The sequence below is a fragment of the Rhizobium sp. CC-YZS058 genome (assembly GCF_034720595.1).
Lineage (GTDB): Bacteria > Pseudomonadota > Alphaproteobacteria > Rhizobiales > Rhizobiaceae > Ferranicluibacter.
On the sequence record NZ_JAYESJ010000001.1, the window covers coordinates 1,674,218 to 1,686,884 of the forward strand.

Below are 12,667 nucleotides of genomic sequence, written 5' to 3' on the forward strand. Positions count from 1 at the left end.
GGCTCGGGACCTACCCCGTCGGAAACGGGGTAGGAGGCTTGCGGTGTCGACTCAACGGCTGGCCATTTGCAGCAGCCGGCAGAGCTTGACGAGTGAAGCATCGTAGCCGCCGGACGAGACGTTTCGGCAGGTCTTGAGAAGCTGCTGGCGCTCCGACTGCGACATGCTGTCGAAGGCATCGAGTGCCGCGACCTCCCGGATCGCGCGCGGCGGCTTGAAATTGCCGCCGGTATCGCCGACGCTCGGCGTGCCGGGCTTGTCCGGCCTGCCGGGCTTGTCCGGTCGGGTAGAGGTGCCGCCCGTGTCGGAGCCGCCGATGCCGACATCCACACTGACACCGGTCCCGCCGCCGCCGATCCCCAGCCCGACGCCGGCATCGATGCCCTTCGAGCCGCCGATGCTGGCGGAGAGGCCGCCGGTCACGCCCTTGCTGCCGCCGACCGAAGCGCCGACGCCCGTCGTGAGTCCGGACGTCCCGCCAACCGCGGCGCCGACCCTGGTCGAAACGCCATCCTTCCCGCCGACATCGGCGGAGAGGCCGGCGCGCACGCCGCTCTTGCCGCCGAGGCTCGTGCCGGCACGGGTGTTCACGCCCTTGCTGCCGCCGATGCTGGCGCCTACGCCGGCACTCAGCCCGGACGAAGGCTTGCTCGAAACATCGGCTCCGACATTGACACCCTTGCTGCCGCCGACCGAGGCGCCGACTCCAAGGCCCGAGCCGCGGCTCGAACGGCCGACGCCGACGCTGATGCCGTTGCTGCCGCCGAGCGACACGCCCAGGCCGCGAGACTGCCCGCGGTCCCGGGCATCCGCTGCTGCCGGCAACAGAAGCACCGACGAGATCAGAGCTGCCAGTGTGTAAGTAGCGATACGCGTGTTCATCATGTCCTCCATGTCTTCGTCAGCAGAGAATTTCTGCTGCGAAATCAATCAGAGGCCCTGTTTTTGGTTCGCCGTTTCAACTCTGCGTTCGTCGCCTTTGCACAAACAGCGGAAAGGAATGGTTATCAATCACGGGATCGTCGTCGGTTCTGTGCCGAACCGAAACACATGCCTCGGGAGCGGCACGCCTTGTGGTGCCACAGGAACGCGCATCGGCAGATCAGCGGATGAAGCGCGCGAGGCCCGGCACATGCGAAAGGACGAGCGTGGCCGCGATGGACAGGGCCGAGGTCGTCGAGATCGCGATGAGGAGGGTTGTTCCCGAGGGCGGGCCGAGCATGGCCTGCACCAGCCAGAGGAAGACGAGATGGATGCAGTAGAAGCCGAGCGTGTAGCGGCCGATCTCCGCCAGCGCGCGCAAAGACGCCCCGCCGCTTGGGAGCGACACGGCGAGGGAGAAGGCACCTGCGCCATAGGCAAGCGTACCGAGGGTGTCATTGATCGATTCGGTCGGTGCGATCAGCCCGGCGGAGGACAGCACGAACCGCTCGCCGAGCGAGACGCCGAGCTCGGCCAGCAGAAGAAGCAGCGCCGCCGGAGGCCGCGGTCGCCACCGGCGTTTCCTGATCAAAAAACCGAGAGCAACAAAGATCGCACCGAAGAAAGGGCCGTTGCGAAACAGCTTCCAAGGGAGCGCGGGGCCGAAGGGGGCAAGAAGTTCGATGAAATAAAGGCCGACGATGAAGAGCAGCAGGCAGGAGGCGAGCATCACCTGGTCACCGAACCGGCGGGCGAGGAGGAAGACGGTGAGAATGGAAATTCCGAACGCCGGGAGGAACCACAGATGATAGCCCGGCCCGCCATCAATCAGCAGCGCACCCAATTTGCTGATGCCGAAGTCACCGATGAGCAACTTGTGAACGCCAAGATAGACGAGGACCCAGAACAGATAGATTGGCACCAGCCGCGTGACGAGGCGGGAGAGCAGCGCCGGCAGCGTCGTCTCCTCGACCTTGAGGAAGTATCCGGCAACGAGAAAGAAGTAGGGGACGCCGAAGCGCGGGATGGTTTCGAGCGCGATGACGACCGCCTCCGGCAGGGCGGTCCGGTCCGCATGAAGCGCCACGACGAAGACGAAGGCAACGACCCGCAGCGCATCGATCCCCGCCAGTCTTTCCTCCGACATCCTGCATCTCCTTCGTCCGACATGCCGGCTTCCGGCTGATCGGCTGACCAGCGGGAGCGTCGATGCGCACCCCCTCCTCAGCCGGTGACTATTAGAGTGTTCGACTGAAAGGGCGCAAGCCTTTCCGGCAGCAGCGGCGAAGCCAGATCGAAAAGGGCCCGCGCCAGGGCTGTGGTCCGAGCGGCGGTCCTTTGGTGACGCAGGGGTCGATCATCCCCCTGTTTCGCTTCCCGCCGAACTCCGCTAAGGAGAGCGCGACAGCGTCGGCGCGGTGAAGCACCGCGCGCAATTGCCTCCTGGCGCAGCCGGCCCGTCCTTCGGCTGTCAGCCGCAGAAGGCCGCGCGCCCCTTATCAAACGGCAGACAGATCGAATGACCATGATCCCAAGCGAATGCGAGCAATCGTCAGTGCCAGTTTCCGGCAGTCTCCGACCCCCGGTCTTCGCCATCGCACCGATGATCGACTGGACGGATCGGCATTATCGCTTCCTGGCGCGGCAGCTTTCGCGGCATGCGGTGCTTTATACCGAGATGATCGTGGCGGAGGCGGTGTTGCGGGGGCAGCGGGAGCGGCTGTTGCGGCGCGAGGCCTGCGAGACGCCGGTGGTGCTGCAGCTCGGCGGCAATGATCCGGCCAAGCTTGCCGAGGCGGCGCGGATCGGCGAGGGGTTCGGCTATGGCGAGATCAACCTCAATGTCGGCTGCCCGTCCGACCGGGTCCAGTCCGGCACCTTCGGCGCCTGCCTGATGAAGACGCCCGATCTGGTGGCGGACTGCGTGGCGGCGATGAAGGCGGCGGTGTCGATTCCCGTCACGGTCAAATGCCGGATCGGTGTCGACGACCAGCATCCGGAGCTGGCGCTGCGCGCTCTGACCGAGAAGGTCCGCGCGGCCGGTGTCGATGCGCTCTGGGTCCATGCCCGCAAGGCCTGGCTGCAGGGGCTTTCGCCCAAGGAAAACCGCGAGATCCCGCCGCTCGATTACGATCTCGTCACGCGGCTGAAGGCGGAGAACCCGGACCTGTTCATCGGCCTCAACGGCGGCCTGACCACGCTCGATGCGGCGCAGGCCGCGCTGGAGCGGGTGGATGGCGCGATGGTGGGGCGTGCCGCCTACCATGACAGTTCGCTGCTCAGCGGTGTCGATGCCCGCCTGCCGCATCCGTTGACGGGTGCTCCGCCGGAGACGGCGCCGGCCGGTGGCTTCACCGAGGCCGGCCACCGCCGCGATCCCGCCTTCTGGGAAGAGGTGCGCGATGCGATGGCCGCCCATTCCGCCCGGCATATCGCCGAAGGCGGCCGGCTGGTGCATGTGACGCGCCATATGGTCGGGCTGTTTCAGGGCTGGGCCGGGGCGCGGCGGTTTCGCCAGATCCTCTCGGCCGAGGCGACAGCCAGGGACGCCGGGCCGGACATCATCCACCGTGCCTTTGCCGAGGTGCTGCAGAGCGAGGCCGCGCGGCTGCCGGAAGCCGTCTAGCGATTATGGCGCAAGCCGGGCGCAGCCGGGCCGGATCAGGATTCGATGGGGGAGGGGCCGGGCGAGCGCGTGGCCCGGAACAACGGCCGGACTCTCTCGCGGCGGCTCTTGCCGGGGAGGCCGGCGGGGGCCCCGGCTCGCGAACGAGCCAGGGCGAAAGGCGAAGCTCTTAGGCGAGCGAGACGTTGACGGCCTTCGGGCCCTTGCCCATGCGGTCCGGCTCGGTGTCGAAGGTGACCTGCTGGCCATCCTTGAGCGTGGCGATCCCGGCTGCCTGAAGGGCGGAGATGTGAACGAAAACGTCCTTGGCGCCGCCATCCGGCGTGATGAAGCCAAAGCCCTTTTCCTGGTTGAAGAACTTAACGGTGCCCTTGGTGGCCATTGGGATCTGTCCTTTACTTGTCCCTGATAGTCTGACGGCAACCCCGGCGACGGGGATGCTGATGGCGAGGGGCGGAACACCGGCCCTCACGCCGATACGCCGCCAGTCTGGGTGTCGCGTAGGGAGGAAGACCATGGAAGGCCATGGACATCCGGGGCGGGCGCTTCCGCAGCGCCTTGGGTCGGAATGTCCGCGCCGCACATTCGGCAAGCCGAAACGGGCGGGCGCATTGGCGCCGGGCAGGGCACTGCCGGGCGGGCGCGCCGGGCGTGTCCGGACCGGCTTTGAAACCGTCAGTCCAATCTCCGGGAAACCGCCCGGACGTCAGCTTTCTGACAGGAAAGACATCGCTTTGCAAGGGGACGGAGATGGGGGAAAAGCCCCGACGCACCGCCATGGTTTGGGCTCCGTTCACATTTTCGACGCGGAAAGGCCGCAGGCTGGTCGACGCGCCGCGCCTGTGCCGCAACGAGCCAATGCGGAGAAGGGTTGAAGCCGGAGGGCGGGGCAGGTACGAAGCGGCGGAGAGGCGATGCGCGAGCCGGACCCCTGCCGCGTCACCTCGCTCGCCGGAGCGCCGAACCACCATGCAGAGGATGAAGGCCGCGTGATCGACCCTTACGAACTGCTCGGACTGACGCCCGAAGCCGACGACCAGGCGATCAAATCCGCCTGGCGGCAGGCCGCCAAGACCGCGCATCCCGACCAGGGCGGCGATGTGGAGGCCTTCGGCCGCCTGCAGGCCGCCCATGATCTCCTGCGCGACCCCGTTCGCCGCAAGCTCTATGACGACACCGGCTATGACCCGCAGCTCGCCGATCCGCGCGACCTAAAGGGTCTGTTGATGATCGAGACGCTGGTCAACGAGGTGCTGCTGGACGAGCGTGAGCCCGGCAGCTTCGATCCCGTCGCCGCCATGCGCCGGCGCCTGTCCGACGATCTGGTGAAGAGCCGCTTCCATATTCTGGAGCTGGAGCGCCACCGCACGCGCATCCGCCAGCATATGGACCGGCTGGCGCGCCGCCATGGGGCCGATGTTCTCGGCTCCATGCTGCGCGCCCGCAGCCAGTCGATCGCCGAGGCGATCCGCGCGGCCGATGCGCAGGTCGAGGCGATCGAGCAGGCCTATGCCATGCTCGACGGCTATCGCTACGACCTGGAGCCGCAGGCCGCCCCGCCGGACCGCGCCCCCGCGCTGCCCGAAGAGGCGCCGCCCGTGGCCCTTGACGCCGATGACCGCCGCTTTGCCGGCGAGGGCCCGCAGGACGACCCGCGCGACGAAGCGGCCGAATAACCCCGCTGAACAGGAAAACGGCCCCGAAGGGCCGCTTGATCTCGCTATAAGAAGAGGCGGGCAATGCGGCCCGCCAAACCCTCGCGCCCGATCCGCTCCCGCGCACAGGCTCCACGTTTCACTGCGAGAGGGCAGCGTGTCGCGCCGGGGCGGGGAGGGGCGAAAGGCGGCTTAGTTACAGCCGCCGGCGGCGCGCTGCTCGGCGGCGTCGCGCTGCGCATCCTCCATCGCGTCCGGCGAGGCATCGCTCTGGCCGCCGGACGGCACGCCGCTCGGTTGCAGGCCGCTCGCGCTGCCCGCCGAGGATGCTGCCCCCGCGTCGCCGGTGCGCCCGGTGCCTTCGCCGCCCGAGGCGGTGGCGGAGGGGATGCGGCGGGGATCGAAATAGGTGCGGAAGGCGGTGATCTTGCCATCCTTGCCCTCCAGCACGCTGACGCCGCCATAGCGCACCTTTTCTCCCGCCCGGCTGCCTTCGCTGCGCCATTCGAGAAAGGCGACGCCGTCGCTCTCGGTCACGGCCAGGAAATCGGAGCGAATCTCGTCGAACGCCTCCCGATAATTCCCCCAGAACACCCGAGCCCCTTCCGCCCCCTCCCCATGCGCCACCATCGGATTTTCCACCGTGGCGTTTTCGGCAAAGAGGGCGACGAGACCATCGAGATCACGGTCGGACTCGAGGCGGGCGAGGGCGGCGATGAAAGGATCGGCAAGGGCGGGCATGGGGGTGCTCCTGAGTGTTTGAGTCAGGGGCAAACGGGTGGGGGTGGGGATGGTTCCGAAAGTGAAAGTTGAGCCGGCAGACTGCCGTCAATCACTAGTTTTAGTAATAAAGAAGATCTTGAAACATTCGCTCTTTTGGTGTGAAACCTTGAATTGCCGAGCCGTCCTGGTTGCTCGGCAAGGTTCTCTCATCAAAAAGGGGTTCGAAATGGCTGTGTTTAACGGTACTTCCGGAAATGACGTGCTGCAGGGCACCACAGGTCCCGACCTCATTTATGGGTATGACGGGAATGATACCATTATCGGTGGTTTTGGCAACGACAGCATGTACGGTGGCAACGGGGACGACGTATTCGTTTTGAACTCATCAGCCGGTGTGGATTACTACGATGGCGGCAGTGGAACGGACATTATAGCGGTGTCAAATGTCTCTGCAGCGTTCAGCTATGTCGACATCGGTATAGGGTCGATGTCGTCAATTGAAGGTATCGTCAACAACGATTACAAGCCGGTTTATATCGCTACCGCTGGCTCGCTGGATTTGACAGGCGTGACACTAATAAACATCGCCGGTTTTAAGGGAACGGCGACGAATGACTACATGACAGGAGAGGCAGTTTACAATAGCCTGACATCAACCTGGTCTGGAATAAAGATGTGGGGGTATGCTGGAAACGATCAAATGACCGGATCTAGCTACGGGGACACAATTGATGGGGGAGATGGCACGGATCAGCTCTTCGGCAGGGGTGGAAACGATACGCTTATAGGCGGACTGGGTGCTGATCAACTAACCGGTGGGGTTGCTAATGATACGTTGACTGGAGGAGCAGGTGCAGACCAATTTATATTTGGATCTGGAAACGGCGTAGACACTGTAACGGACTATGTCGATGGATCCGATAAATTCGTAATGGGTGCAAATGTATCTTCGGTGAACCTCTATAATCACAACGGGTCTGCTTTGCTTGAAATCAACGGTGGTACAACTTATGTCATTGTTAGCGGTGTGAGTGCGAACTCAATTGATTCGAGTGATTTTCTCTGGGCGTGAGAATGGAGTGCCTCCCAGTGAGGGAGGCACTCTCTTTGTGTGTTTACATCAATTGCTGCTCTCTAGCGCTCTTGGCAATCAGATTCCTACCGTCATATAACTTTTCATGAGGCTTGCGGCGAATTCCTCATTGAGTTCGGGGAAGCCGGTTCTCTTTGATAGTGCATTATACCTTGCGATTTCCTCCTTTGCTTCAGCCTCACTCAGCACGCGGCCTCCCTCTCCGATTGGAGGCGGCGCCCAAACATCGTCAAAGGAGAAGTCGAAGCCGAGGGGCTGGCAGTAAGGAAACGGCGATGGTTCATTCTGTCCGGCCTTGTCCAAGGCAAGCTTGCCTGCAGCCGCCTGTGCCTGGGTCGAACTGTTCGATGGCACTGCCGAGACACTCTGCATAGGCGCGACGGATGCCACTGGGGCGGCACTGCCGCTGTTGCCGGTATTCTGTAGCAGCGTCAGGGCGATCAGCCCTTGAGATTGAACCGATGCAATCACGATACACTCCATAGGGTCAGGCGCTTGCCCCACGCTTCATCGTGGCTGGGCGCGGGGGCGCGCCTGCTTCATGCAGGGCGGGTGTACGGGAACGAGACTACAATGCCAGAGGGTGGTTAAAAATATATTTTAGGAATGCATGATTGACAAGATTGCCATTGTATCTGCGGAAAAATTCGCCTGGCGCGCTGCGTCGCTGTCCTCTGCGAGCATTTGCTCGCGCGCAAAAGCCGGGCCTTGGCGCGAAGGGAATTCGGCAAGGTTCGGCAGCCGGCACGCGTGCGGGCTCTGACTGAAAATTCGGGGTGAGGATGGCCGCGCTGGAGGGCAAAGCAGGTGGGACGTCCGAGCCCTTCTCTACCGCCCCGGCCGCCCCGTCTTGCCCTTCGTCCGGCCCTTCTGCCGCTTGACGTCACCCGCATCCTCATAGCTGCCGGCGCCCACTTTGCCGCGCACCAGCGGCCGCGGGTCGTCGGTGCGTTCGGGTTGGCCTTCCATCAGCGGGGAGAAGCGCTTGGTGGCCTTGGCGGCGTCGGGCTTGTCGGGCAGGGCGCCGGGCTTGGGCTTCTCCGTGCGGCCGACGGTCATTTCGTCCAGCGTATTCTTGCGGAACAGCGGCCGTTCGGTGTCCGTGCCGGGGCCCATATTGTCGAGGTCCGGTTTGGCAAAGAGGCTGTTGGCCTCGTTCGGCGCCTGCAGGCTGGCGGGCTTGCCGCCCTTGCCGTTGCCGGCGGGCTTGCCCGTCGCGCCTTCGGTACTTCTCGCCGCACTTCCCTGCTTCCCCGTCGTGCCTTCGGCACTCCGCGCCTCTTGCTTGGCCATCGGGTCGTCCATGACCGCGAGTTCGGCGGCCTTGAGGCGCTTGATCTCGTCGCGCAGGCGCGCGGCGGTTTCGAAGTCGAGGTCGGCGGCGGCGTTGCGCATCTGCTTTTCCAGCGCTTCCAGATGGGCGGCGAGATTGTTGCCGACCATATGGCCGCCGGTGGCAAAACCCTTGCCGGAAGCGCCGGCAATATCGGCGCGAACATGGTCGCGCTCGTAGACGGAGTCGAGAATGTCGGAGATCTTCGCCTTCACCGATTCCGGCGTGATGCCGTGCTCGGCATTGTAGGCCATCTGCTTCTCCCGCCGGCGCGCCGTCTCGTCCATGGCGCGCTGCATGGAGCCGGTGATCTGGTCGGCATAGAGGATGACCTTGCCGTCCACGTTTCGCGCCGCACGCCCGATGGTCTGAACAAGGGACGTTTCCGAGCGCAGAAAGCCTTCCTTGTCGGCGTCGAGAATGGCGACGAAACCGCATTCGGGAATGTCGAGGCCCTCGCGCAGCAGGTTGATGCCGACCAGCACGTCGAAGGCGCCGAGGCGCAGATCGCGGATGATCTCGATGCGCTCCAGCGTGTCGATGTCGGAATGCATGTAGCGCACGCGGATGTTCTGTTCGTGCAGATATTCGGTCAGATCCTCGGCCATGCGCTTGGTCAGCACGGTGCAGAGCGTGCGGTATCCCTTGGCGCTCGTCTCGCGGATCTCGCCGAGCACGTCGTCCACCTGCGTCTTGGCCGAGCGGACTTCGACCGGCGGGTCGATCAGCCCGGTCGGGCGGATCACCTGTTCGGCGAAGACGCCGCCCGATTGTTCGAGCTCCCAGGCGCCGGGCGTCGCCGAAACGGCGATCGTATCCGGGCGCATGGCGTCCCATTCCTCGAAGCGAAGCGGGCGGTTGTCCATGCAGGAGGGCAGGCGGAAGCCATATTCGGCCAGCGTCGCCTTGCGGCGGAAGTCGCCACGATACATGCCGCCGATCTGCGGGATCGTCACATGGCTCTCGTCGATGAAGATCAGCGCATTGTCGGGAATATATTCGAAGAGCGTCGGCGGCGGCTCGCCGGGGCGGCGGCCGGTCAGATAGCGGGAATAGTTCTCGATGCCCTGGCAGGAGCCGGTCGCCTCCAGCATCTCGATGTCGTAGCGCGTGCGCTGCTCCAGCCGCTGCGCCTCCAGGAGCCGCCCAGCCTTTTCCAGCTCGGCGAGGCGCAGCTTCAGCTCGTCCTTGATCGATTTGATCGCGGCGTTCAGCGTCGGGCGCGGGGTGACATAGTGGCTGTTGGCATAGATCTTCACCGATTTCAGGTCGCCGGTCTTGTGCCCGGTCAGCGGGTCGAATTCGGTGATCGATTCGATCTCGTCGCCGAACATGGTGATGCGCCAGGCGGCATCTTCCAAGTGGGCGGGGAAAAGCTCGATCGTATCGCCGCGCACGCGGAAGGAGCCGCGCTGGAAGTCCATCTCGCGGCGCTTGTATTGCTGGGCAACCAGGTCGGCCAGAAGCTGGCGCTGGTCCAGCCGGTCGCCGACCGTCATCTGGAAAGCCATGGCCGTATAGGTTTCGACCGAACCGATACCATAGATGCAGGAGACCGAGGCGACGATCACCACGTCGTCGCGTTCGAGCAGCGAGCGCGTCGCCGAATGGCGCATGCGGTCGATCTGCTCGTTGATCGAGCTTTCCTTCTCGATATAGGTGTCGGAGCGCGGCACATAGGCTTCCGGCTGGTAGTAGTCGTAGTAGGAAACGAAATATTCCACCGCATTGTCGGGGAAGAAGTTCTTGAACTCCGCATAGAGCTGCGCCGCCAGCGTCTTGTTGGGCGCGAGGATGACGGCGGGGCGCTGCGTCTCGTTGATGACCTGCGCCATGGTGAAGGTCTTGCCCGAGCCGGTGACGCCGAGTAGCACCTGGTTCCGCTCGCCGGAGCTCAAACCCTCGACGAGATCCTTGATCGCCGTCGGCTGGTCGCCGGAGGGCTTGTATTCGGTCACCATCTTCAGCGGAATGCCGCCCTCCGACTTGTCGGGGCGGGGCGGGCGGTGCGGCGTCCAGAGCTTGCCGTCCTTGAACAGCGGATTGCCGGATTCGATTAGCTTGGCCAGCGCATCCACCGTCGCGGTCACCGCGCCGGGGGCGAGCGCCGAGGCGTTCTCCAGATCCACCGTCATGCCGGCCACCGGGTTCAGCCCGGCGGCCGCGCGGGTCTTCGGGTCGGTCGAGCCGCCCATCGAGGTGCCGCGCGCCGATTTGGAGGCGCTGATCGTGTCCTCCGCCCTCGCTCTCTGCTTCTGCGCGGCGATCTCTACCTGCTTGCGGTGGCGGCCTGCCTTGGAGGCGACCTCGCGGCGGCTTTCCATCGCGCCCGATTCCGCCTCCGCTTCCAGCTGCTTCACCCAGTCGGCGACGGATCCGCTCAATGGCGCCCCCTCGAAGTCGGATTGCGGAGCTTCCTCGAAGCCGGTCGAGGGCGTTTTGCTTTTCGATGTTCTGGCCATGTTCGCAATATGGCGCCGGATGCGCGGGAAGAAAAGGGTCGTCGGCGGAAGGCCGCCCACTTTCTTCGCCTCCCATGTGAGCGGATCCTGATCTGCCCGAATCTCGCCTGCTTCCGGGCCTAGGTCGGCATCATCCGAGGATGGAGCCCCGCATGAGCCTTTCCTTTCCCACACTCGCCGCCATCCGCTTCGGCTACGGCCTGCGGCCCGGCGAAGCGCCGCCGGCCGATGCGGAGGCTCTGCTGGCCCAGGCGGCCGCGCCGAAACGCGCCGATCTGCCCTTCACCGCTCTGCCGCTCGCCCGCCGGCGGCAGCTCTTCCTGGCCATGCGCGCCCGCAACCGGGCGGTCGCCGCGCATGCCAAGCCTCTGCCGCCGGAAGAGCGCGTTCCGCTCATCAAGGCCCAGGGCAGGGATGTGCAGCTGATGCTGCTTGCCGAGCGCCAGGACCGGCTGTCCAATGCCGTTCTCTCGCCGCACGGCTTCCACGAGCGGCTCGCCGCCTTCTGGGTCGACCATTTCTCCACCAATATCGGCAAGTCCGGCGATCTGCGGCAATTGGTGCCGATGCAGGAGCGCGACGCGATCCGGCCCCATCTCACCGGCCGTTTCGCCGATCTGCTCTCCGCTGCCGTCCGCCATCCGGCCATGCTGCTCTATCTCGACCAGCAAGCCTCCTTCGGCCCGAATTCGCCGGTGGGGAAGAAGCAGAAGCGGGGCCTGAACGAGAACCTCGCCCGCGAGCTGATTGAGCTCCACACCATGGGCGCCGGCTCGGGCTACAGCCAGACGGACGTGACGAGTGCCGCCCGGGTTCTGACCGGCCTCGTGCCGAATGCGCAGCGCACCGACTGGGCCTTTCTCCGCCAGCGGGCGGAGCCCGGCGCCCATCCTGTCCTCGGCACGACCTATGGCGGCAGCCTGCGCAGCGAGCGTGATGTCGAGCATCTGCTTGCAGACCTCGCGGCACGGCCGCAGACCGCCGCGCATCTCTGCCGCAAGCTCGCCGCGCATTTCATCGCCGACCAGCCGCCGGCCGCCCTGGTCAGCGCGATGACGCAGGCCTGGCGAAGGAGCGATGGCGATCTCATGGCCGTCTACCGCGTGCTCGTAACCCACAAGGACGGGCAGGACGTGACGCTCGGCAAGATCAAGCCGCCCTTCGACTATGTCGCCTCCAGCCTGCGGGCGCTCGATATCGACCAGGCGACTCTCGATGCACCGCGCCCCTCGGCCCGTAAGGCCGCGCCCGAGCGGGCAGCCATGCTGGCGGCCGAGACCGAGGAGGCAGCCAAACAGTCCGGCGCTGCCGGCCGCCAGACGATGAGCGCGATGCAGGACGGAGCAGACGCCAAGGAGCCGGGCGGCGAGGCCATGATGACGAACGGGGCGGCCGCCCTTATCCGCACGCTCGGAAAACCCGGCGACCGGCTGGACGCGCTGCTCGACGAACGGCTCGAGACGCTGGCCGCTCGGCGCAAGAGCCTCTCGCGCGATGCGGTGCAGACCATTGCCGCGCTGGGCCAGCCGATCTGGCAGCCGCCGAGCCCGGCCGGCTGGCCGGACACCGAAAGCGCCTGGATTGGCGGCGGCGCCTTGACCGGCCGGATCGCCTGGGCGCGGCGGCTCGGCGCCAGCTTCGGCGGCGACGAGGATCCCACGGCCTTGCTCAAGGATGCGCTGGGGGAGGCGGCCCGCGATGACACGATCCGCACCGTCTCGCGCGCGCCGCGTCGCCAGGTGGGTCTGACGCTGGCGCTTGCATCCCCCGAATTCAACCGCCGATGACGGCCCGGTCGACAGGCAGGGCAGGGCCCGATCAGGGCAAAGGCTGGAAGCAGCCGCGGCAAGGCCG

10 protein-coding genes are annotated in these 12,667 nt (G+C 65.3%); 4 read left to right on the forward strand and 6 right to left on the reverse strand.

Annotation, left to right across the window (positions count from 1 at the left end):
• Positions 1–51: 51 nt before the first annotated feature.
• The gene (locus U8330_RS07955; protein WP_323104645.1) at positions 52–885 is read right to left on the reverse strand and encodes a hypothetical protein; all 834 of its coding nucleotides are present in this window, start codon (positions 883–885) and stop codon (positions 52–54) included.
• Between the two features lie 217 nt (positions 886–1,102).
• Positions 1,103–2,068: an acyltransferase gene (locus U8330_RS07960; protein WP_323104646.1), complete on the reverse strand. Its 966-nt coding sequence runs from the start codon at positions 2,066–2,068 to the stop codon at positions 1,103–1,105.
• A 378-nt stretch (positions 2,069–2,446) separates the two neighbouring features.
• On the opposite strand from U8330_RS07960, the gene dusA reads away from it, so the two are divergent.
• Positions 2,447–3,547, forward strand: coding sequence for a tRNA dihydrouridine(20/20a) synthase DusA (gene dusA, locus U8330_RS07965; RefSeq protein WP_416236910.1), 1,101 nt, complete (start codon positions 2,447–2,449; stop codon positions 3,545–3,547).
• Between the two features lie 169 nt (positions 3,548–3,716).
• Here the strand turns inward: dusA and U8330_RS07970 are convergent, their stop codons facing one another.
• Positions 3,717–3,929, reverse strand: a complete 213-nt coding sequence (locus tag U8330_RS07970; RefSeq protein ID WP_323104649.1) for a cold-shock protein — start codon at positions 3,927–3,929, stop codon at positions 3,717–3,719.
• 607 nt (positions 3,930–4,536) lie between these two features.
• Here U8330_RS07970 and U8330_RS07975 point away from each other — a divergent pair.
• The gene (locus U8330_RS07975) at positions 4,537–5,223 is read left to right on the forward strand and encodes a J domain-containing protein (protein ID WP_416236911.1); all 687 of its coding nucleotides are present in this window, start codon (positions 4,537–4,539) and stop codon (positions 5,221–5,223) included.
• A 171-nt stretch (positions 5,224–5,394) separates the two neighbouring features.
• Here U8330_RS07975 and U8330_RS07980 read toward each other — a convergent pair whose 3' ends face one another.
• On the reverse strand, positions 5,395–5,943 hold the full coding sequence (locus U8330_RS07980; protein ID WP_323104650.1) for a nuclear transport factor 2 family protein: 549 nt from the start codon (positions 5,941–5,943) through the stop codon (positions 5,395–5,397).
• Between the two features lie 208 nt (positions 5,944–6,151).
• Between U8330_RS07980 and U8330_RS07985 the strand changes: the two genes are divergently transcribed.
• Positions 6,152–6,997 (forward strand): calcium-binding protein, encoded by an 846-nt coding sequence (locus tag U8330_RS07985; protein ID WP_323104652.1) that lies wholly within the window; start codon positions 6,152–6,154, stop codon positions 6,995–6,997.
• 78 nt (positions 6,998–7,075) lie between these two features.
• Here U8330_RS07985 and U8330_RS07990 read toward each other — a convergent pair whose 3' ends face one another.
• Together U8330_RS07990 and uvrB are read right to left on the reverse strand one after the other, a co-directional pair.
• The gene (locus U8330_RS07990; protein WP_323104654.1) at positions 7,076–7,489 is read right to left on the reverse strand and encodes a hypothetical protein; all 414 of its coding nucleotides are present in this window, start codon (positions 7,487–7,489) and stop codon (positions 7,076–7,078) included.
• Positions 7,490–7,846: 357 nt separating this feature from the next.
• Entirely contained in the window at positions 7,847–10,813 is a 2,967-nt protein-coding gene (gene uvrB / locus U8330_RS07995) for an excinuclease ABC subunit UvrB (protein ID WP_323104656.1), read from the reverse strand.
• 152 nt (positions 10,814–10,965) lie between these two features.
• Between uvrB and U8330_RS08000 the strand changes: the two genes are divergently transcribed.
• A complete protein-coding gene (locus U8330_RS08000; RefSeq protein ID WP_323104658.1) occupies positions 10,966–12,600 on the forward strand; it encodes a DUF1800 domain-containing protein in 1,635 nt (544 codons plus the stop codon).
• Positions 12,601–12,667: the final 67 nt, after the last annotated feature.